Below are 21,038 nucleotides of genomic sequence, written 5' to 3' on the forward strand. Positions count from 1 at the left end.
GGCGGGGCAGGCATGGCGTACGACGCCGATGTGATCGTGATCGGAGCCGGCCTCGCCGGACTGGTCGCCACCGCCGAACTGGCCTCGGCCGGCCGCACCGTGATCCTCCTCGACCAGGAACCCGAGGCATCCCTGGGCGGCCAGGCCCACTGGTCCTTCGGCGGCCTCTTCCTCGTCAACTCCCCCGAGCAGCGCCGGCTGCGCATCCGCGACAGCCGCGAACTCGCCTGGCAGGACTGGCAGGGCACGGCCGGCTTCGACCGCCCCGAGGACGCGTGGCCCCGCCGCTGGGCCCGGGCCTACACCGAGTTCGCCGCGGGGGAGAAGCGCGCCTGGCTGCACGGGCACGGGGTGCGCTTCTTCCCCGTCGTCGGCTGGGCCGAACGCGGCGGCGGCGACGCCGGCGGACCCGGCAACTCCGTACCCCGCTTCCACCTCACCTGGGGCACCGGACCCGGGCTGGTCGCCCCCTTCGAACGCCGCGTCAGGGACGCCGTCGCCGCCGGCCGCGTCGAGCTGCGCTTCCGGCACCGGGTCACCGGGCTGGCCACCACCGACCGCACCGTGGACACCGTCACCGGCGAGGTCCTCACCCCCGACACCGCCCCGCGCGGCGTCGCCAGCAGCCGCGAGGTGGCCGGCGCCTTCGAACTGCGCGCCCAGGCCGTGATCATCACCACCGGCGGCATCGGCGGCAACCCCGAACTGGTACGCGCCCACTGGCCGCAGCGGCTCGGCACCGCCCCGCGCCGGATGCTCACCGGCGTGCCCGCCCACGTCGACGGCCTGATGCTCGGCATCGCCGAACGCGCCGGTGCCCGCCTCATCAACCGCGACCGGATGTGGCACTACACCGAAGGCATCCACAACTGGAGCCCGGTGTGGGCGCGACACGGCATCCGCATCCTGCCGGGACCCTCCTCGCTGTGGCTGGACGCCACCGGCAAACGGCTGCCGGTGCCGCTCTTCCCCGGCTTCGACACCCTCGGCACCCTCGAACACATCATGCGCACCGGGCACGAACACACCTGGTTCGTACTCACCCAGCGCATCATCGAGAAGGAATTCGCCCTCTCCGGCTCCGAACAGAACCCGGACCTCACGGGCAAGAGCGTCCGCCAGGTGCTCGGCCGCGCCCGCTCCGGGGCCCCCGCCCCGGTCCGCGCCTTCCTGGAGCACGGCGCCGACTTCGTCGTCGAACGCGACCCGGCGGCCCTGGCCCGTGGCATGAACGCCGTCACCGGCGACGGGCTGATCGACGAGGCCCTGCTGCGCCGCGAAATCGAGGCCCGGGACCGGGAGATCGGCAACCCGTTCAGCAAGGACCTCCAGCTCACCGCCGTTCGCGGGGCCCGCCGCTATCTCGGCGACAAACTGATCCGAGTGGCCGCCCCGCACCGGCTGCTCGACCCCAAGGCCGGACCGCTGATCGCCGTCCGGCTCAACCTGCTCACCCGCAAGACCCTCGGCGGACTGCTCACCGACCTCGGCGGCCGGGTGCTCGGCGCGGACGGCGAGCCACTGCCGGGGCTCTACGCGGCGGGCGAGGCGGCCGGCTTCGGCGGCGGCGGGATGCACGGCTACCGCTCCCTGGAGGGGACGTTCCTGGGCGGCTGCCTGTTCTCCGGCCGCGCGGCCGGCCGCGCGGCGGCCCGCAGCCTGTAGCCATCCACCCAGGGGGGAACGATGCGCGTCACGGCCCGTAAGCCGACCCTGCCGGTCCTGCTGCTGCTCCTGCTGGTGACACAACTCGCCGCCCTCTCCTGGCCCGCGTACGCCTGCGGCTGCGGCGGCATGGTCACCGGACCCGGGCAGCGACTCACCGTCCAGCGCGAGACCTCGGCGGTGCGCTGGGACGGCGCGACCGAACAGATCGTCATGAGCCTGACCGTGGGCGGCGACGCCGCCGAGGCCGCCTGGATCATGCCGGTGCCCAGCCGCGCCGAGGTCACCCTCGGCGACCCGGCACTCTTCGACGAACTGTGGTCCGCCGCCGCACCCGAGTACCGCGACCGGCACTACTTCTGGCCGCGCCCCGGCGACTGGCCGCGCGGCGACGACGGGCGCGACGCGGCGGCCGGCACCGGCGCAGGTCCGGGAACGCCTTCCGTACCACCCGTGGCGGTGATCAGCAGGGAGCGGCTCGGCCCCTTCGACGTGGCCCGGCTGACCGCCACCGACCCCGGCGCCCTGGAGGACTGGCTGCACGCCAACGGTTTCGCCCTCCCCGAGGACATGGCCGCCGAACTCACCCCCTACACCGAGCTGAACTGGGAGTACGTGGCGCTCCGGCTCGCCCCGGACGCCGCCGCCCAGGGCGCGGACCCGGACGCGGACGTGGTGCTGGGCGGGACGCTCGACCCCATCAGCCTCACCTTCGCCTCCGACGAACTCGTCTACCCCATGCGGCTGTCCCGGCTCGCCGCCACCGAACAACTCCTCACCCTCTACGTGCTGTCCGACCACCGCATGGAGCCGCAGTCCACCATCGGCGGCGACCAGCCGGAGATCATCTTCGCCGGCCCGCTCACCCCCGCCCCCGGACCGCTGCGCGACCTGGCCGGCCAGGACGCCTTTCTCACCGCCATCCGCCAGGAGTTCCCGCAGCCCGGCCTGATCGAGGGCGACCATCTGCTGCGCCGCACGGCCGAGGACACCGAGTTCCGCCGCGTCCACCACACCGACCGGCTGCTGCACTGGTTCGGCGTCCCCGCCTGGCAGCTGACCGCCGCCGCCGTGGCGCTCCTGGCCCTGGCCCCGGCGGCGGTGGCCGTGCGAAGGTGGCGGCGGCGGAAGGAGCCGTGGTGGACCTGATTCTGTTCATGACCCTGCCAGGACTGGTCATCGTGCTGACCGGGGTGGCGTTCGCCGACCACCTGCTGCTGCGCGCCGGCCGCGCGGGGCTGCTGCCCTGGCGCACCGGCACCCGCACCGGCCGGGTCTCGGCCACCGGCTTCGAGATGCTGCATGTCTCGCTGCTGCCCGGAAAGGAACACGAGCTGTCCCAGCGCCAGACGATGGCCCTGCTGCGCGACGAGGCCGGGGACGGTGCCCCGCCCGGCACGGAGGTGGACCTCACGGCCGGCACCGCCCGGGTCCGCCTCCCGGGCTGACCCCGCGCCGGAAATTCCCCGCGCGCGTGCCGTACGGCCGGTACGGTCGCGGGCATGGCCGCTGACAACGAGGTGGAGTGGGCCCGGATCAACCGGGACAACTGGAACGACCGGGTCGCCGTCCACGCGGCCAGCGCGTACTACGATCTGCCCGGCTTCCGGGACGGCGCCTGCACCCTGCGGGAGTACGAGCGCGCCGAGCTCGGCGAAGTGACCGGCAAGCGGCTGCTGCACCTCCAGTGCCATCTCGGCCTGGACACCCTCTCCTGGGCCCGGTACGGCGCCCACGTCACCGGCCTGGACTTCTCCGCCGAGGCGATCCGTACCGCCCGCTCACTCGCCGCCGACACCGGGCTCGCCGACCGGTCCCGCTTCGTGGTCTCCGATGTGTACGAGGCCCGGGCCGCCCTCGGCGAGGAGACCTACGACATCGTCTACACCGGCATCGGCTCGCTGGTGTGGCTGCCCGATCTGCCGCGCTGGGCCGCCGTGGTCGCCTCGCTGCTGCGCGACGGCGGGCGGCTGTATCTCGTGGAGTTCCATCCGCTCGGCGACACCCTCGGAGCCGACGGCCGGACCCTCACCCACGACTACTTCGCCACCGGCGGCGAGCTCTACGACGAGCCGCACACCTACACCGACGGCCCGCCGCTGACCAGCACCGCGAGCGTGCAGTGGCAGCACCCGCTGGGCAGCGTGATCACCGCTCTCGCCGCCGCCGGGCTGCGGATCGAACTGCTGACGGAGCGCGAGAACATCCTCTTCCGGCGCTATCCGGTGCTGGAGGAGGACGGGCACGGCGGGTACCGCTTCCCGGCCGGCCACCCCCGGCTGCCCCTCATGTACTCGCTGAGAGCCGTGAAGCAGCCGGTGCCCCGCTGACCTCCTCCAGCCGGGCGACCAGCCGGCCCAGCAGCTCGGCCAGCAACTCCCCGTCCCCACCGTCGCCCGGCAGTTCGGGGCCACCGGCGCTCACCAGGCCGTGCAGTTGCCGCCACCGCTCCGTACCGCGCGGGGTCAGCGCGGCCAGCACCCGGCGCCGGTCCAGCGGGTCCACCCGGCGGTGCACCAGGCCGTCGTCCACCAGCTGATCCACCAGCCGGGTCAGCGTGGCCGGCGGCAGCAGGACGCGGTCGGCGATCGCCGTCATGCCGTGGCCCGCGCCGTCCGCCAGCAGCGACAGCACCCGCCAGGCGTCCACCGTGCAGCCGGTGCCCTCCAGTACGGTACGCAGCCGGCGCACCGCGAGCCGTTCGGCACGGGTGAGCAGCGTGGCCAGATCATCAGCGGGCATCTCGCTCCTCGGGCCTGTGGAGCGACCATCCTACAAACCGCGCCATGATGGCCGGGTGACGTACCGGGAACCCCTCACCCCCGCCGCCACCGACACCCTCGGTGTCGCCCTCGTCGTGCCCCGCCAGGGCCCGGCCGGGATCTTCGGCCCCGGCTGCGAACTGTGCGCCGAACTCGCCGCCGAGGAGGTCAACGCGGCCGGCGGAGTCATGGGCCGCGCGCTGCGGCTGATCACCGTGGACGGCGGCGCGCCCCCGCACCGGGTCGCCGCCGAGGTGGGCGCCCTGGTCGGCGCGGGCGCCGTGCAGGGCGTCACCGGCTGGCACATCTCCTCGGTGCGCCAGGCCCTCGCCCCGCTGATCGCCCACCGGGTCCCGTACGTCTACACCGCGCTGTACGAGGGCGGCGAGAACACCACCGGCGTCTACCTCACCAGTGAGACCCCGGGCGGACAACTGCGCCCCGCCATGCGGCTGCTGGCCGCCGAGCACAAGGTGCGCCGCTGGTACGTGGTCGGCAACGACTACGTCTGGCCCCGGCGCACCGCCCGCGCCGCCCACCACTACGCCCGCACCTCGGGCGGGACCATCTGCGGCGAGAGCTATCTCCCGCTGGGTACCGACGACTTCGCCGCCACGCTGCGCCGGATCGAGCACAGCGAGGCGGACGCCGTGCTGATGCTGCTGGTCGGCAGCGACGCGGTCCGCTTCAACCGGGCCTTCGGCGCCGCCGCCCTGGACCAGCGGGCGCTGCGGCTCTCCACCCTCATGGACGAGAACATGCTGGTCGCCTCCGGAGTGGCCGGCACCCGGGGACTGCTGGCCACGGCCGGGTTCTTCGGCGCGCTGGCCACCGCCGACACCCTGGACTTCCACGGCCGGTACGCCGCCCGCTTCGGCCCGGCCGCGCCCGCGCCCAGCTCGCTGGGGGAGTCCTGCTACGAGGGCGTGCTGCTGCTGGCGGCGCTGATCGCCCGGGCCGGGTCCTGGGCGGTGCCGGCCATCGAGGGCACGGCGGACGAGGTCAGTTACGAGGGCGCCCGGGGCATCCTGCGGCTCACCGGCCGGCACGTACAGCAGCGGATCTATCTCGCCGAGGCGGCCGGCCTCGACTTCCGTGTGACGGCCGATCTGGACGCCTGGAGCAACTGACCGCCACCGACCGCGCATTAATACTTCCGGACGGAAGTATTAATGGAGGTGACATTCCCCGGAAACAGCCCCCTCCGAAGCTGTGGCATGCCCTCGCCGGGCGGCGCGGCCCGGCGACACCTTCCTGACCGTGCAGGCCCTGACACCGGGGCCGAGGAGGAACCGCGATGCCGACAGCCCGGGGATACCGCCTGGCCTCATCCGTACTGGCCCTGACCACCGCCGCCGCCCTCAGCGGCTGCGGCGCCCGCACCGGGGAGGAGAACGCGACCGGCCCGGCCACCGCCACCATCGACACCTCCGGCGACACCATCAAGGTCGGCCTGCTCAACTCGCTCTCCGGCACCATGGCCATCAGCGAGGTGACCGTACGCGACGCCCTGCTGCTCGCCATCGAGGAGATCAACGCCGATGGCGGCGTCCTCGGCAAGCGGATCGAGCCCATCGGCGAGGACGGCGCCTCCGACTGGCCCACCTTCGCCGAGAAGGCCGGCAAACTCATCCAGCAGGACCAGGTCGCCGCCGTCTTCGGCTGCTGGACCTCCGCCAGCCGCAAGGCCGTACTCCCGGTCTTCGAGCAGAACGGCTCACTCCTCTTCTACCCCGTGCAGTACGAGGGACTTGAGCAGTCGCCCAACATCTTCTACACCGGCGCCACCACCAACCAGCAGATCGTGCCCGCCCTGGACTATCTGCGCGAACAAGGCGTCGAATCCCTCTACCTCGTCGGCAGCGACTACGTCTTCCCGCGCACCGCCAACAAGATCATCGACGCCTACGCCGAAGCCCACGGCATCGAGATCCTCGGCGAGGACTACGCCCCACTGGGCTCCACCGAGTTCGCCACCATCGCCAACAAGGTCGAGGCGGCCGGCGCCGACGCCGTCTTCAACACCCTCAACGGCGACAGCAACGTCTCCTTCTTCAAGGAGTACGACGCGGCCGGGCTCACCGCCGACACCATGCCCGTGCTGTCCGTCTCCATCGCCGAGGAAGAGGTCAAGGGCATCGGCACCCAGTACCTCACCGGCCAACTGACCTCCTGGAACTACTACCAGACCACCGAAGGCGCCGCCAACGACACCTTCGTGGCCGCCTACCAGGACAAGTACGGCGCCGACAAGCCCACCTCCGACCCGATGGAGGCCGCCTACACCTCCGTGTACCTGTGGAAGGAAATGGTGGAGAAGGCCGGCTCCTTCGAGGTCGCCGACGTCCGCGCCGCCGCCGACGGCATCACCTTCGACGCCCCCGAGGGCACCGTCACCATCGACGGCGCCACCCAGCACCTCCACAAGACCAACCGCATCGGCCGCGTCGAGGCCGACGGCACCATCTCCGAGATCTGGACCTCCGAGCAGCCCATCAAGCCCGACCCCTACCTCAAGGAGTACGACTGGGCCGAGGGCCTGGCCCGATGACCGTCCTCCTCAGCCAGTCCTTCACCGGCATCAGCATCGGCGCCGTGCTGCTGCTGATCGCCCTCGGCCTCTCCCTGACCTTCGGTCAGATGGGGGTCGTCAATATGGCACACGGAGAATTCATCATGATCGGGGCGTATGTCACATACGTCCTGCAACAGCATCTCACCGACGCCGGCCTCTCCCTGCTGCTCGCCCTCCCGGCCGCCTTCGCGGTGGCCGGGGCCATGGGCGCACTCCTCGAATGGGCCCTGATCCGGCGGCTGTACGCCCGGCCGCTCGACACCCTGCTGGTCACCTGGGGCGTCTCGCTGCTGCTCCAGCAACTCGCCCGGGACATCTTCGGCGCCCCCAACGTCCAGACCAGGGCGCCCGAATGGCTCACCGGCCGGATCACCCTGTTCGGCGGCGCGCACCCGCTCACCCTCTCGCACGCCCGGCTGTTCATCCTCACCCTGGCCGTCGCCGCCGTCCTCGCGCTCGCCCTCACCCTGCGGCTCACCCCGCTCGGCCGCCGCATCCGCGCCGTCGTCCAGCACCGCGAACTCGCCGAAGCCTCCGGCATCGCCACCGCCCGCGTCGACCGGCTCACCTTCTTCATCGGCTCCGGCCTCGCCGGAGTCGCCGGCGTGGCGCTCACCCTGATCGGCCCCATCGGCCCCGCCATGGGCACCAACATCATCATCGACGCCTTCCTGGTGGTCGTCGTCGGCGGCATCGGCCGGCTGCGCGGCGCCGTCATCGCCGCCTTCGCCCTCGGCGTGCTGCAAGCGATCGTCGAATACTCCACCACCCTGTCCATCGCCAAGGTCACGGTGCTGATCGCCATCGTCGGCTTCCTCCAGTGGCGGCCCCAGGGCATCGCCACCGTACGCACCCGGAGCCTGGCATGACCGACACCCGAACCCGCCTGCTCACCCTGGCCGGCTTCACGCTCACCGCCGTGCTGCTGTTCGCCGTCGCCCCCGCCGTCCTCACCGACTTCCGGCTCTCCCTCCTCGCCCGCTACCTGTGCTTCGCCATCGTCGCCGTCGGCATCGCGCTGGCCTGGGGCCGCGGCGGCATGCTCACCCTCGGCCAGGGCCTGTTCTTCGGACTCGGCGGCTACGCGATGGCCATGCACCTCAAGCTCGCCGACGCCGGGCCCGGCGGACTCCCCGACTTCATGCTGCTGTACGGCACCGGCGGCGAACTCCCCTGGTGGTGGGAGCCCTTCCGCTCCCCGGTGTTCGCGCTGGCCGCCGTGCTGATCCTGCCCATGACGGTGGCCGCCCTCATCGGCTTCCTCGTCTTCCGCCGCCGGGTGCGCGGCGCCTACTTCGCCATCCTCAGCCAGGCGCTGGCCGCCGCCTTCGCCATCCTCCTGATCGGCCAGCAGGCCACCACCGGCGGCACCAACGGACTCACCAACTTCCAGGGCTTCTTCGGCTTCGCCCTCGCCGACCCGCTCAACAAGCGGATGGTGTACTTCGTCATCGCCGGCACGCTGCTGGCCGTCCTGCTGCTCACCCGCCAGCTGTTCCGGTCGCGATACGGGGAACTCCTGGTCGCGGTACGGGACTCCGAGGAGCGGGTCAGGTTCCTCGGCTACGACCCGGCGCTGGTCAAACTCGCCGCCTATGTCGGGTCCGCCGGACTGGCCGGGCTGGCCGGGGCGCTGTTCGTCCCGGCGGTCGGCATCATCTCCCCGGCGCTGATCGGCATCGTGCCCTCCATCCAGTTCGTCATCGGCGCCGCCATCGGCGGCCGGGCCTCACTCGCCGGGGCCGCGCTCGGCGCCGTCGCCGTGGCCTGGGCCCAGACCACCCTCTCCGAGGAATTCCCCGCCGCCTGGACCTACTTCCAGGCCGGACTGTTCATCCTCGTCATCGCCTTCCTCCCCGGGGGCCTCGCCTCCCTGCGGCACCACCTCACCCGCCGCCGTACCCGCACCCCGGCCCGAACCCCAGCAGCAGCGGAAGGAGCCCCCGCGTGACCGCGCTCACCATCCGGAACCTGCGGGTCACCTTCGACGGCTTCACCGCCGTCGACGGCGTCGACCTCGACATCGAAAGCGGCGATCTGCGCTTCCTCATCGGCCCCAACGGCGCCGGCAAGACCACCCTCGTCGACGCCGTCACCGGCCTCGCCCCCGCCACCGGCTCGGTCCGCTTCGCCGGCCGGGAACTCCTGGGCCGCCCCGTCCACCGCATCGCCCGGCTCGGCATCGGCCGCACCTTCCAGACCGCCACCGTCTTCGAACAGCTCACCGTCCTCCAGAACCTGGACATCGCGGCCGGCGCCACCCGCCCCGTACGCACCCTGCTGCGGCAGCGCCGGCACACCCCGGAGGCGGTGGCCGCCGCCCTGGAGACCACCGGCCTCACCGCCCACCGCGACCGGCCCGCCGGCGCCCTCGCCCACGGCCAGAAACAGTGGCTGGAGATCGGCATGCTGCTCGTCCAGAACGTCCAACTGCTCCTGCTGGACGAGCCGGTGGCCGGCATGAGCCACCCCGAACGCGAGGCCACCGGCGAACTCCTGCGCCGCGTCGCCACCGACCGCACCGTCGTCGTCATCGAACACGACATGGACTTCCTGCGCGCCGTCGCCCGCAGCGTCACCGTGCTGCACGCCGGCCGGGTCCTGAGCCAGGGCACCGTCGCCGAGGTCCAGGCCGACCCGAAGGTCCAAGAGGTCTACCTCGGCGAGCCGGTGGAGGCATGATGCTGCGCATCGACGACATCTCGGCCGGCTACGACCGCAGCCGCGTCCTGCACGGCGTCTCCCTCGACGTCCCGGACGACACGGTGACCGCCGTCCTCGGCCACAACGGGGCCGGCAAATCCACCCTGCTGCGCGCCGCGCTCGGCCTGCTCAAACCCCAGGCCGGCCGGGTGTGGTTCGACGGCGAGGACATCACCCGGCTCCCCGCCCACCAGCGGGTACGGCGTGGCATGGCGTACGTACCGCAGGGCCAGCAGAGCTTCCCGCAGCTGACCGCGCTGGAGAATCTGCGGCTGGTCGCCGACCGCCGCAAGGACGGCCGGGCGGCGCTCGCCGAGGCGCTGGACCTCTTCCCCGCGCTCCGCCCGCTGGCCACCCGCCGGGCCGGCCTGCTCTCCGGCGGCCAGCGCCAGCAACTCGCCATCGCCCGCGCGCTGATCACCCGCCCCCGGCTGCTGCTCCTGGACGAGCCCACGGAGGGCATCCAGCCCTCCGTGGTGGCGGAGATCCAGCGCACCGTCATCGAACTGAGCCGCCGGGGCGGCCTGTCCGTACTGCTGGTGGAGCAGCACATCGGCTTCGCCCTCCGCGCCGCCCACCACTACGCCGTCCTGGAGGCCGGCCGCATCACCTCTTCCGGCACCGGGCGGGACAACGCGGAGCAGACCGTACGGGAGGCCCTGCGGGTATGAGGGGGGTCAGCCCTCACACAGGACCTCGTCGCGCGGCACATACGTCGTCCGGTACGACTCGCGGCCGGCCTCCGTGCCGTCGTTGATGAAGATCCGGTTCACCTCCACGTCGAAGCCCTCCAGCGGGGGCTGCGGGACGCACTCGTCGCCCTCCGCGCCCTCGCGGCTGCCCGGCTCCTTGATGTTGGTGCGCGGGCCGGTCTCCGAACGGACCTCGTCGTAGCGCTTGGTGCCCAGGAAGGTGATGGTCACCGAGGAGTCGGTGGCGGAGGCCAGGATGTAGATGGTGTGGCCGGAGTCGTTGAGGAACCGCAGGTCCAGGCTGCCCCAGGCGACCGTGGCCTCGCGGCCCTCCGGATAGCGCTCGATGTAGAACGAGTGCGCCCCGTACTCCACCGGTTTGACCCCGGCGAAGAACATGGCGTTGAACATGGTGGTGGCCACCGCCGAGACCCCGCCGCCCTGGGCGGTGGTGTACTGGTCGTCGAGGATGATGATCCCCTCGACGAAGCCGTTCTCCTCGGTGCGCTCGCCGACCGTGCGGTTGAAGCTCCACTCCTGATCCGGCGCCACCACCGAGCTGTTGATCAGCTCGGCCGCCCGCCCGATGTTGGTGATGCGGTACGGGGCGGGCTCGAAGTTCACGGTGAAGGAGGACATCTCCTCCACGATCCCCAGGTCCTTGTAGGTGGCCGGGCTGATCGTGGGCCGCACCTCCTCGGTGGCCACCGCCGCCGTACGGGCCGCCTCGCCGGCCGCGAACAGCAGCGGCTCCACGGCCGGGCCGATCGCCTCGCGGTCCACCTTGCTGCCGACGCTGCCGGGGCTGGAAGCCACCACCTGGCCGCCGTCCAGCCGCAGCGTCGCCTCCACCGGCTCCGTCCCGGCGGCAGCCAGCTGCTCGTCGAGCCGCTCGTCCGCGCTCAGTGCGGCCCCGTCGAACTGAGGGGCCAGGGCGCCGCTGTCGTCGGCGGTCAGGGTGAGGTGGTCGCCGATGAGTGCGGTGGAGATGGTGAGGGTGTGCTCCCCGGCGGTCAGCAGCACCGGTCCCGACATCGCCGGCTCGGCGTACTCGCGCAGCGCCCGCTCGATCTCCCGCTCCCCGGTGAGCGGCTCGGCCCGCTCCACGGGCAGCGGCACCGGGTCCGGCTCGGCGCCGTCCGGCGCGGGGTAGCCCTCCCGCAGCCGGCCCAGTGAGCGTTCCACGTCCAGCGCCACCCCGGCGCGCGGTTCGGTGACCTCGGGTTCCCCGCCGGCGAAGGTGATGGCGCCCTCGCGGACGGTGCGGTCGGAGCCGTCCGCCAGTTCGGTGAGCGCCGCACGGCCCGCGTCCTCGTCCTGGTGGACCACCAGCTCGATCTCGCCGCCGCGCCGCCCCATGACGCGGTCCAGCAGCGACGGGTTGCCCGCCCGGGCGACGGTCGCCTCGAAGTCCAGCGACAGCCCGGCGGTGGCCGGATCCAGCTCGTGGACGTCGGCCCCGGCGCCGTCCACGTCCTCGCCGATGACGACGGTCAGCGGGGCGCTGCCCAGCGCCCCCAGCTCACGTTCCAGCTTCTCGCGGGCCTCCTGCGCGGAGAGCCCGCCGATCTCCACGCCCCGTACGGTGGTGCCCTCGGCGATGCCGTCGCCCACCAGCAGATACCCGGTGACCCCGGCCGCCGTCAGCGCCACGAAGGCGACACCGCTGATCAGCACCGGCCGGGGAATGGCCGCGAGCCGCCGCCCGATGCCCCGTCGGTGCACCGTGGGGGGCTGGGCCGGCGGCGGGGGTATGGAGTACGACACGGATCTCCCCGATGGCTGCGCTGACGGGCGCCCCGGATGGGGCCACTGACGCCAGGGACACTAGCAAAACGGCCCGGCCCCGGATCAGGGGGCGATTTCCGCCCAGACCGTACAGCCCGCTCCCTGGTCGGGGGAGATCACGCCCCACCGGGCGGCCATCGCGTCCAGCAGCAGCAGTCCGCGCCCGCCCTCGGCGTCCGGGTCGGCGGGGCCGGAGCGCGGGGTGCCGGCCGCGAGGCCCGGGCCCTGGTCGGCGACCTCGATGCGCAGCTGGCGGCCCCGGCGCTCGACGCGGCACACGATGCGATCGCTGTCGGTGTGCAGCAGGGCGTTGGTGACCAGCTCGGAGATGATCAGGCGCGCGGTGTCGACCAGGTCCCGCTCCACTCCCCAGCCGGTCAGCCGGTGCCGCACCACCTCGCGCGCGGCGGCGACCGAGGCCGGGCGGGACGGCAGCTCGAATCTCTCTCCCGGCGGGTCCGCCGGGGGCGCGGCGGGGGACGGGAGCGAGACCGGGAGCGGCGTCGTGCGGGGGGATGAAAACACGAGCGGATGCGCCTTCCGTGGATCCGAAGCCAGCGTGAGCCGGGTCACGTGTTCACTATGCGCGGTGATGTGCGCAGAGCGCAAGGGGAGTTCTGCGATTCGCAGAACGCGAAGCGATCTCTGTCGATGCCATTACCGCTGTGGCACACTTACGCCCAAAGGACCGGGACCGGTCGCGTTGCGTACAACAACAAGGCGTGGCAAACAGGGCGCTGAAGGAGAACACCGTGGCGGAAGCGCGCTCGGGGCCGACCGTGGGACAGATCGTCCTGGGTCTGCGCCTCCGGGACCTGCGTGAGCGAGCCGGCTGTTCCTTCGGCGACGCCGCCAAGGCGCTGAGCGTCAACACCACCACCGTGCGCCGCATGGAGAAGGCGGAGGTCGGCCTCAAGCCGCTGTACGTCAAGGCCCTGCTGGAGCGGTACGGGGTCGGCGGCGCGGAGGCGGACGCCTTTCTCGTCCTGGTGGAAGAGGCCAACCAGCCCGGCTGGTGGCACAACTTCCGCGATGTGCTGCCCGACTGGTTCAGCCTCTATGTCTCGCTGGAGGGCGAGGCCCGGCTCATCCGCTCCTACGAACCGCACTGTGTCCCCGGCCTGCTGCAAACGCCCGCATATGCCCGCGCGCTGCTGCGGACCGGCTTCCCGCACGGCAGCGAGGAGGAGCTGGACCGCCGGGTCGCGCTGCGCATGGAGCGCGCGGACCTGCTCACCCGGACCAGACCGCCGCTGCTGTGGGCCGTGATGGAGGAGCAGGTACTCCACCGGCGGCTGCCCGACCCCGCCGTGATGCGGGAACAGATCGACCATCTGCTGAAGATCACGTCCCTGCCGAACGTGACCCTCCAGATCATGCCGTTCAGCGCCGGCCCCCACCCCGGCATGTTCGGGCCCTTCCAGCTGTTCCGATTCGAGATCCCGGAGCTGCCGGACATCATCTACACCGAAAGCCTCACCGGCGCGGTGTACCACGATGAACGGCCCGACACCATCGCCTACCTGGAGGTGCTGGACCGCATGGGCGCGCAGGCCGCGTCTGTACAGGACACCGTGGCCATCCTCGGTGAGATTCGCAAGGAGCTGTGACTCATGGGTAAAACGCCCTCTCCTCACCCCCACATCTACAACGGGATGCCCGCCAAGGAGCTCGGCAACGCGGGCTGGCGGAAGCCCTGGAGCGGTACCAACGGCGGCAACTGCGTGGAAGCCATGAAGCTGGCCGACGGCCGGGTGGCGCTGCGCCAGTCCACCGACCCCGAGGGCCCGGCGCTGATCTACACCCCGCACGAGATAGAGACCTTCATCCGCGGCGCGAAGCACGGGGAAGCGGACTTCCTGCTGACCTGACGCGTACGGAACGGGGCGCGGCCGGCCGGCCGCGCCCCGTCGTCCCGGCGGCGGCAGGTGTCACCGCATGACGGAGCCGCCGGCGATGACCAGGGATTCGCCCGTCACATAGCCGCCGTGCACCAGGGCCCACACCCAGTCGGCGATCTCCTCCGGCCGCGCCACCCGCTTGAGCGGGATGCCCTCCGCCACGTGTGCCATCCGCCCGGTGGCCGCGTTGCCCGGGGTGTCCACCCAGCCGGGGGCCACCGCGTTGACCGTGATGTTGTCCGGGGCCAGCTCGATGGCGAGGGACTTGGTCAGCGAGACCACCGCCGCCTTCGACGCGCTGTACAGCAGCTGGCCCGGGGAGACCGCGAAGGCGTCCACCGAGGCGAAGTTCACCACCGCGCCGCCGCCGGCCGCCGCGAGCAGCGGGGTGGTCACCGCCGTCACGTTGAGCGTGCCGAGCACATTGACATCGAAGATCCGCCGGTACAGCTCCTCGGTGAAGTCATCGAGCCGGGTGGGCGGGTAGATGCCGGCCGCGTTCACCACCGCGCGCAGCGGGACGGCGCCCAGGGCGCCGATCAGCCCCTGCTGGAGCCCGGCCCGGTCGGTGACATCGGCGGTCAGCGGGCGGTACGACTCACCCACCTCCCGCGCCCCGGCGGCCAGCGCCGCCGCGTCCCGGTCCACCGCCAGCACCTGCCAGCCGCCGGCGGCGAACCGGCGGGCCACCGACTGCCCCATCCCGCTGGCGGCCCCGGTCACCAGTACGGCCTTGTCCACGGTTGTCTCCTTCATTTCGTTCATGTCGGCGATGTCGTCGCTCATCGGACGGCGCTGCTCTGCTCGGCCGGTGCGGCGATGCCGCGCGCGGCGGCGCCCCGTTCCAGCTCGTCCAGGAACCGGTTCGCCCGCCGCAACTGCTCGGTCCACACCGGCCGCAGGATGTCGATGCGGTCGTCGGCGCCGAACCGGCGCTCCAGTACGTCCGGCAGCGGCCGGGCCAGCCGGCCGCCGAGGCGCTGCGACAGCCCGATCAGCCGGGCGATCAGCTTCGACTGCGCCGAGAACACCGGGAACTGCGGCCCGCGCGGACTGGCGAGGCCGACGAAGTACAGTCCCGGCACCCCGGTCGGCACGGTCAGCGCGGCCGTGCGCGACGGTGCTCCACCCCGCCACTCCAGCAGCCCCTGCGGCAGGAACGGCAGGCTGACCCGGAACCCGGTGGCCCACAGCACCGTGTCGTAGGCGCGGCGGCTGCCGTCCGTGAAGAGCACGGTGCGGCCCTCGATCGCCTCGATGCCGGGGCGGACCGCGATCCGGCCGTGCTGGATCCAGTACAGCAGCAGCTCGTTGACCACCGGCAGTTGCTCGTTGAGGTTCTCGGTGGCCGGGGTGGGCAGCCCGGGGTAGCGGTCGGCGGTGCCCACCGAGATCTTCACCAGGGTGCGGGTCACCCGTTCGGCCAGCCGCCCCGGCAGCCTCGGCACCAGCGGCAGTTCGTTGCGCGGGCGGCCGAAGAAGGTCTTGGGCTGGAAGACATGCCCGTTGCGCACCGAGATGTCGGTGGCCAGCCGGGCGTTGGCGGCGTCCACGGCGAGATCGCAGCCCGAGTTGCCCGAGCCGACCACCAGGACCCGCTCGCCGTCGATGTCGCGGGTGTTGCGGTACTCGCTGGAGTGCAGTGAACGGCCCGCGAAGTCGGCCGCCGCCTTCGGAAGCCTGGGGTCCCAGTGGTGGCCGTTGGCGACCACGACGGCGTCGTACGTACGGTCCGTCCCGTCCGCCGTGCTCACCGTCCACCGCCCGCCGGCCTCGGCCGGCGCCTGCCGTACCCCGGTGATCTCGGTGTCGAGGCTGATGTGCGGGAGCAGCCCCTCGCGCTCGGCGAAGCCCTCCAGATAGTCCCGCACCTGGTCGCGGCTGGGGAAGAGCGGATAGTGGGCGGGCATCGGGGCGCCCTCGAAGCCGGAGCTGTCGCGCGGCGTGATCAGGTGCAGTGCCTCGTAGTCGGTGTGCCAGTGGCCGCCCACACGCCCGGTGCGCTCGAAGCAGTCCACCTCAAGGCCCTCGGCCCGCAGCACCCGCAGGGCCTCAAGCCCGGCGGCCCCGGCGCCGATGACGCACACCCGCTGTCGGTGAATAGTTCCCATGTGCGGAGTATCACGACAGCGTCCACCTCCGGTAAATACTTGATTCACAACACCACCGATAGCCTCAGCCTTGGGCCAGTCCCCGCCTGGCGCGCCGCTGGAGCGCCGCGATGTGCTTGTGCGCGATCTTCATGAACATCCGGGTCGCCGGGGACAGCGCGCCCCCGGACCGGGTGATGAACGCGAAGTGCTCCTCCACCGGCGGATCCAGCTGCGCCCAGTGCAGCCGCCGGGTGTACCCCTGGGAGCGGGCCACCAGATAGGACACGAGCGCGTCGCCGACCCCGTGCGCGGCCAGCTCCACCGCGTGCGTCTGGAACTCCACCTCGGCGTACGGGCGCAGCGTCACCCCGGCTCGCTGGGCCCGCTCGGTCAGCGCCCGGCGCAGCGGGTCCGCGTCCTCCCAGCGGGCCTCCGACAGCACCAGCGGGGCGGCGGCCAGCGCCTCGATGCCGACCGGGACGGCGGCCCGCCGGGGGTCGGCGCTCACGTACACCACGGTGTCGGTGAGCACCGGCTGTCCCACCGACAGTCCGTGGTCCTTGATCGGCAGTTGCACCAGGCCGGCCTCCAGTTCGCCGGCCCGCACCGCGTCGGCGACCTCGGAGGAGTTCAGCCCGACCACCCGCACCTGCACCTGCGGGTACTGCTCGTGGAAGTCGCGGATGAGCGGCGTGAGGAGATACAGGTGCGCGCTGTTGAAGGTGCCGAAGGAGACGGTGCCGCCGGACAGGGTGCGCACCTCCCGGACCGCCTGGCTCAGCTCGCGGACATCGGCGAGGGTGCGTTCGGCGTGCGGCAGCAGCGTACGGCCGGCGTCGGTGAGCTGGAGCCGGCGGTTGGTGCGGGTGAACAGCACGACGCCCAGGGTGTGTTCGAGTCGTCTGATCTGTTCGGACAGGCTCGGCTGGGCGATGTGCAGGGCATCGGCGGCGGCGGAGAAGGAGCCATGGCCGACGGCCGCCAGAAAGTAGCTCAACTGCATCAGGGTCGGCTGTGCCATAGGTGATCCCTTGAGGAAGCGCTGTGGATTGAGACTGTGCCGGGGGCCAGGCTGCCCGTAGCGTACCGGTCTATCAAAGTCACCCCACCCGTTAATTTGTTTGTAACCCACCCCCGGGTGCGGAAAGCGAAAGTGGTGCCTGTTATGAGTACGCAGACCTCCGGGGAACCGGCGACGGCGTCCACCGCGAAACAACCGGGATTCGGCTATGCGGCCTGCTCGGTGCTTATCGTGGTCGCAATACTTCTCGTCGGATCCCTGGGATTCGACGCGGATATCCAGCTGCTGCTGTTCATTTCCATGATCGCGCTGGTTCCGCTGGTGATGAGGCTGGGCCACAGCTTCGAGGAGACCGAGAATTTCGCTTTCCGTGCGATCCGCAGTGTGCTCGGCCTGATCATGATTCTGGTGGCGGTGGGTGCGCTCATCGGCGCCTGGGCGGAATCCGGCACCATCCCCGCTCTCGTTCATCTGGGCCTGTCGGTGCTCTCTCCGCAGCTGTTCCTGCCCACCACCCTGCTGCTCTGTATTCTCGCGTCGATGGCCACCGGCACCTCCTGGGGCACCATCGGCACGGTCGGCGTCGCGATGATGGGCGTGGGGGAGGGGATGGGTTACCCGGTGGCGATGACCGCCGGCGCCATCGTGTGCGGTGCCTACTTCGGCGACAAGATGTCCCCGTTCTCCGACTCCACCAACCTGAACGCCGCTCTGGTGGGCACCGACCTCACCAGCCACATCCGGCATCTGACCTGGACCACCATCCCCACCATCGTGCTGTGCGGCGGCATCTTCACGGTGCTGGGCCTGACCACCTCGCACGGCGCGGGATCCACCGCCGAGGCCGAGGCGATCAACGCCGCGCTCGCGGAGAACTTCCACCTCGGGCTGCCGGCGTTCCTGCCGATCATCGTGGTGCTCGTCCTGCTGCTGATGCGCAAACCGGCCTGGCCCTCGATCTTCATCGGAGCGCTGGCCGGCGCCCTGGTCGCCGTCCTCTACCAGGGCTCCTCGGTCAGCGACACGCTGTCCGTCCTCTACAACGGCTTCGTTCTGGAGACCGGCACCGCGACCGTGGACTCCCTGGTGTCCGGCGGCGGCATCATCTCGATGATGAGCATGGTGGCGCTGTTCCTGTTCGCCATCGGAATGGCCGGGCTGCTCACCGGCTCCGGCATGCTGCTGGCGCTGATCACCCCCGCGCTGCGCTGGATCACCACCCCGCGCCGGCTCATGGTGACCAGCATCTTCCTGGTGCCCGCACTGGTGGCGCTCGGCGGCTCGTTCAGCTTCGCCGCCGTGATGTCCGGCTCGCTGCTGCTGCCGCTGTACCACAGGTTCGGCCTGGACCCGAAGAACCTCTCCCGGATCCTGGAGGACTCCGGCACCGCCAACGACCCGGTGTTCCCCTGGTCCAGCGGCGGGGTCTTCGTCGCCGGGGTGCTGGGGGTGTCCACCCTGAGCTATCTGCCGTTCTACTTCTTCGTCTATCTGTCGATGGCGTTCTCGCTGCTGTACGCCCTCACCGGCTGGAAGGTCGCCCGCGCGGTGCGGACCCCGGCGGAGGAGAACGGCGGCGAGCCGGACGGGCAGCGGACGGCCCCCGCCGTACCCGCCACCGCCACCGCCACCGCCCGCTCCGCCGGCTGATTCCGACCCGGACCGCTTCCTCCCGGCACCCCGTCCGTCAGGAGGAGGCGGTCCCGCCGCCGCTCGGCGCGCTCTGGCTGCCGCGCAGCGCGACCTCCTTGATGAACACGGTGATCACCAGGGCGAGCACCGCCGCCGGGGCGCCGAAGAGGAACACATCCCCGACCCCGTGCCCGTACGCCGTCTCCAGCACCTCCCGCAGCGGATCCGGCAGCAGGCTCAGATCCGGGATTCCGCCGCCGCCGGCCGCCCCGTCGGCCGGGTCGACGCCGAGCCGCGCCATCCCGTCCAGCGTGTAGTGGCTGACCCGGTTGGCGAGCACCGCGCCCAGCGCCGAGACGCCCAGCGCGCCGCCGAAGGAGCGGAAGAAGGTCACCACCGAACTGGCCGCGCCCAGCTCGGCCGGCTGCACCTGGTTCTGCGAGACCAGCACCAGGTTCTGCATCATCATGCCGATGCCGAGCCCCAGCAGTGTCATGTAGAGCGCGACCTGACCGTACGCGGTGTCGTACCGGATGGTGCCAAGCAGCAGCATCCCGGCGCTGATCAGCAGCCCGCCCGCGATCAGCCAGCTCTTCCACCGCCCGGTGCGCGAGATCAGCCGCCCCGAGACGGTGGAGGAGACGGACAGACCCAGGATCATCGGGATCGTCATGATCCCGGACATGGTCGCGGACTCGCCGCGCGCCAGCTGGAAGTACTGGCTGAAGAACACCGTGCCGCTGAACATCGCGATCCCGACGAACAGCGAGGCCAGCGAGGACAGCGTGATCGTCCGGTCCCGGAACAGCCGCAGCGGCATGATCGGGTCACTCGCGCGCGACTCGGTCGCCACGAACAGCAGCGCCAGCACTACCGAGCCGCCGGTCATGACGGCCGTCTGCCACGAGGCCCACGCGTAGGAGTCGCCGGCCAGCGTGATCCAGATCAGCAGCAGCGACACCGCGCCGGAGAGCAGCAGCGCGCCCAGCCAGTCGATGCGCACCTTGCGGCGCACCACCGGCAGCTTGAGGGTGCGCTGGAGCACGACCAGCGCGATCGCCGCTATCGGCACCCCGATGTAGAAGCACCAGCGCCAGCCGAGCGCCGGGGTGTCGGTGATGACCCCGCCGATCAGCGGCCCGGAGACGGTGGCGGCGGCGAAGGTGGCACCGAAGTAGCCGCCGTACCGGCCACGCTCGCGCGGGCTGGTCATGGCCGCCATGATGATCTGCGCCAGCGCGGCGAGCCCGCCGACCCCGATGCCCTGAACCACCCGGACGGAGATCAGCATCGCCGGGTTCTGCGAGAGCCCGGCGATCACCGAGCCGCTGATGTAGATCACCAGGGCCAGCTGGATCAGCAGCTTCTTGTTGAAGAGGTCGGCCAGCTTGCCCCACAGCGGCATCGACGCCGTCATGGCCAGCAGGGTCGCGGTGATCACCCAGGTGTACGCGCTCTGGCCGCCGCCGAGGTCGGCGATGATGTGCGGCAGCGCGTTGGTGACGATGGTGGAGGACAGGATCGCGGCGAACATGCCGAGCAGCAGCCCGGACAGCGCCCGCATGATCTCCCGGTGCGTCATGGCGGCGCCGCCGGGCGCGGCCACGTCCGGGGCGGTGGCGGCGGGGGCGGCGTCGTCGGGACGCGCGGGGGCAGGAGGTGAGGAGGACATAACGCTTCGGGTGCTTCTTCCCTGGTCGGTCAGTCCGCCGGTTGGGAACGGCAGAGGTCAAAGCTCGTCCGCAGGCGGATCAGCAATGCGTTGAGGTGTCCGACGTCGGCGTCGGACCAGTCGGCGAGATAGCGGGTGAGGGCGTTGGTGTAGCGCTGCGACAGCTCGGCCAGCAGCGCCTCGCCGCCGGCGGTGACCCGCAGCAGCCGGGAGCGCTTGTCGTCCGGGTCGGGGGTACGTTCCACCCAGCCGCGCTCCACCGCGTGCGCCACCGAGCGGCTGGCGACCGAGATGTCCACGCCGAGCAGTTCGGCGAGCCCGCCGATGCGCAGTTCGCCCTTGCGGGCCAGGACCGAGATGAGTCCCAGCGTCGCCGGGGGACAGTCGTGCGGCAGGGAGCGCCCCATCTCCCGGTTGATCGCTCCCACGGCCCACAGCTGGCGGGCCAGCTCGCCGTAGGGAGCCGCCGGACGGTGCGGATCACACTCGCGTACCTCGGTCACGGATTCGACCGTACGACAAGTTGCTTGCTAC

General features: G+C 71.7%; 21 protein-coding genes. 13 read left to right on the forward strand and 8 right to left on the reverse strand.

What is annotated here, in order from left to right:
• Positions 1-12: 12 nt before the first annotated feature.
• Genes AC5WRL_RS00775 through AC5WRL_RS00790 form a run of 4 tightly spaced genes read left to right on the forward strand, consistent with a single transcriptional unit; the run spans position 13 to position 3,995 of the window.
• The gene (locus tag AC5WRL_RS00775; protein WP_496086239.1) at positions 13-1,665 is read left to right on the forward strand and encodes an FAD-binding dehydrogenase; all 1,653 of its coding nucleotides are present in this window, start codon (positions 13-15) and stop codon (positions 1,663-1,665) included.
• A gap of 21 nt (positions 1,666-1,686) precedes the next feature.
• The gene (locus AC5WRL_RS00780) at positions 1,687-2,814 is read left to right on the forward strand and encodes a DUF2330 domain-containing protein (RefSeq protein ID WP_496086240.1); all 1,128 of its coding nucleotides are present in this window, start codon (positions 1,687-1,689) and stop codon (positions 2,812-2,814) included.
• Positions 2,805-3,113 carry a DUF6191 domain-containing protein gene (locus tag AC5WRL_RS00785; RefSeq protein WP_496086241.1) on the forward strand — a complete coding sequence of 103 codons (309 nt, stop codon included), beginning with the start codon at positions 2,805-2,807 and terminating at the stop codon, positions 3,111-3,113. Before AC5WRL_RS00780 ends, AC5WRL_RS00785 begins: the two co-directional genes overlap by 10 nt.
• 54 nt (positions 3,114-3,167) lie before the next feature.
• Positions 3,168-3,995 carry a class I SAM-dependent methyltransferase gene (locus AC5WRL_RS00790; protein ID WP_496086242.1) on the forward strand — a complete coding sequence of 276 codons (828 nt, stop codon included), beginning with the start codon at positions 3,168-3,170 and terminating at the stop codon, positions 3,993-3,995.
• Here AC5WRL_RS00790 and AC5WRL_RS00795 read toward each other — a convergent pair.
• Entirely contained in the window at positions 3,952-4,407 is a 456-nt protein-coding gene (locus AC5WRL_RS00795) for a MarR family winged helix-turn-helix transcriptional regulator (RefSeq protein ID WP_496086243.1), read from the reverse strand. The two genes, AC5WRL_RS00790 and AC5WRL_RS00795, sit on opposite strands and share 44 nt — an antisense overlap.
• 55 nt (positions 4,408-4,462) lie before the next feature.
• Here AC5WRL_RS00795 and AC5WRL_RS00800 point away from each other — a divergent pair, with 55 nt between their 5' ends.
• From AC5WRL_RS00800 to urtE, 6 genes are all read left to right on the forward strand, one after another.
• Positions 4,463-5,557, forward strand: a complete 1,095-nt coding sequence (locus AC5WRL_RS00800; protein ID WP_496086244.1) for a substrate-binding domain-containing protein — start codon at positions 4,463-4,465, stop codon at positions 5,555-5,557.
• Between the two features lie 167 nt (positions 5,558-5,724).
• On the forward strand, positions 5,725-6,978 hold the full coding sequence (gene urtA / locus AC5WRL_RS00805; protein WP_496086245.1) for an urea ABC transporter substrate-binding protein: 1,254 nt from the start codon (positions 5,725-5,727) through the stop codon (positions 6,976-6,978).
• A complete protein-coding gene (urtB, locus tag AC5WRL_RS00810) occupies positions 6,975-7,871 on the forward strand; it encodes an urea ABC transporter permease subunit UrtB (RefSeq protein WP_496086246.1) in 897 nt (298 codons plus the stop codon). The genes urtA and urtB overlap by 4 nt, the downstream gene beginning before the upstream one ends.
• Positions 7,868-8,953: an urea ABC transporter permease subunit UrtC gene (gene urtC, locus AC5WRL_RS00815; RefSeq protein ID WP_496086247.1), complete on the forward strand. Its 1,086-nt coding sequence runs from the start codon at positions 7,868-7,870 to the stop codon at positions 8,951-8,953. The genes urtB and urtC overlap by 4 nt, the downstream gene beginning before the upstream one ends.
• Positions 8,950-9,684 (forward strand): urea ABC transporter ATP-binding protein UrtD, encoded by a 735-nt coding sequence (gene urtD, locus AC5WRL_RS00820; RefSeq protein WP_496086248.1) that lies wholly within the window; start codon positions 8,950-8,952, stop codon positions 9,682-9,684. The genes urtC and urtD overlap by 4 nt, the downstream gene beginning before the upstream one ends.
• Positions 9,684-10,376, forward strand: a complete 693-nt coding sequence (urtE, locus tag AC5WRL_RS00825) for an urea ABC transporter ATP-binding subunit UrtE (RefSeq protein WP_496086784.1) — start codon at positions 9,684-9,686, stop codon at positions 10,374-10,376. Before urtD ends, urtE begins: the two co-directional genes overlap by 1 nt.
• A 6-nt stretch (positions 10,377-10,382) precedes the next feature.
• Here urtE and AC5WRL_RS00830 read toward each other — a convergent pair whose 3' ends face one another.
• Positions 10,383-12,164, reverse strand: coding sequence for a VanW family protein (locus AC5WRL_RS00830; protein ID WP_496086249.1), 1,782 nt, complete (start codon positions 12,162-12,164; stop codon positions 10,383-10,385).
• An 84-nt stretch (positions 12,165-12,248) separates the two neighbouring features.
• On the reverse strand, positions 12,249-12,710 hold the full coding sequence (locus tag AC5WRL_RS00835) for an ATP-binding protein (protein WP_496086250.1): 462 nt from the start codon (positions 12,708-12,710) through the stop codon (positions 12,249-12,251).
• A gap of 227 nt (positions 12,711-12,937) precedes the next feature.
• On the opposite strand from AC5WRL_RS00835, the gene AC5WRL_RS00840 reads away from it, so the two are divergent.
• A complete protein-coding gene (locus AC5WRL_RS00840) occupies positions 12,938-13,795 on the forward strand; it encodes a Sco1979 family transcriptional regulator (protein WP_496086251.1) in 858 nt (285 codons plus the stop codon).
• A 3-nt stretch (positions 13,796-13,798) separates the two neighbouring features.
• Positions 13,799-14,056, forward strand: a complete 258-nt coding sequence (locus tag AC5WRL_RS00845; protein ID WP_496086252.1) for a DUF397 domain-containing protein — start codon at positions 13,799-13,801, stop codon at positions 14,054-14,056.
• A 60-nt stretch (positions 14,057-14,116) separates the two neighbouring features.
• On the opposite strand, the gene AC5WRL_RS00850 is transcribed toward AC5WRL_RS00845, so the two are convergent.
• The 3 genes from AC5WRL_RS00850 to AC5WRL_RS00860 form a co-directional block, all read right to left on the reverse strand.
• Positions 14,117-14,872 carry an SDR family NAD(P)-dependent oxidoreductase gene (locus tag AC5WRL_RS00850; RefSeq protein WP_496086253.1) on the reverse strand — a complete coding sequence of 252 codons (756 nt, stop codon included), beginning with the start codon at positions 14,870-14,872 and terminating at the stop codon, positions 14,117-14,119.
• Positions 14,869-16,197: a flavin-containing monooxygenase gene (locus AC5WRL_RS00855; protein WP_496086254.1), complete on the reverse strand. Its 1,329-nt coding sequence runs from the start codon at positions 16,195-16,197 to the stop codon at positions 14,869-14,871. Before AC5WRL_RS00855 ends, AC5WRL_RS00850 begins: the two co-directional genes overlap by 4 nt.
• Positions 16,198-16,261: 64 nt before the next feature.
• Positions 16,262-17,200, reverse strand: a complete 939-nt coding sequence (locus tag AC5WRL_RS00860; protein WP_496086255.1) for a LysR family transcriptional regulator — start codon at positions 17,198-17,200, stop codon at positions 16,262-16,264.
• Between the two features lie 231 nt (positions 17,201-17,431).
• Here AC5WRL_RS00860 and nhaC point away from each other — a divergent pair, with 231 nt between their 5' ends.
• Positions 17,432-18,850, forward strand: a complete 1,419-nt coding sequence (gene nhaC / locus AC5WRL_RS00865; RefSeq protein WP_496086256.1) for a Na+/H+ antiporter NhaC — start codon at positions 17,432-17,434, stop codon at positions 18,848-18,850.
• Positions 18,851-18,887: 37 nt separating this feature from the next.
• Here nhaC and AC5WRL_RS00870 read toward each other — a convergent pair whose 3' ends face one another.
• Positions 18,888-20,414: an MDR family MFS transporter gene (locus tag AC5WRL_RS00870; RefSeq protein WP_496086785.1), complete on the reverse strand. Its 1,527-nt coding sequence runs from the start codon at positions 20,412-20,414 to the stop codon at positions 18,888-18,890.
• 119 nt (positions 20,415-20,533) lie between these two features.
• Complete coding sequence (locus tag AC5WRL_RS00875) at positions 20,534-21,007, reverse strand: MarR family winged helix-turn-helix transcriptional regulator (protein WP_496086257.1); 474 nt, start codon at positions 21,005-21,007, stop codon at positions 20,534-20,536.
• Positions 21,008-21,038 lie beyond the last annotated feature (31 nt).

This window comes from Streptomyces sp. NTD107 (genome assembly GCF_059510435.1).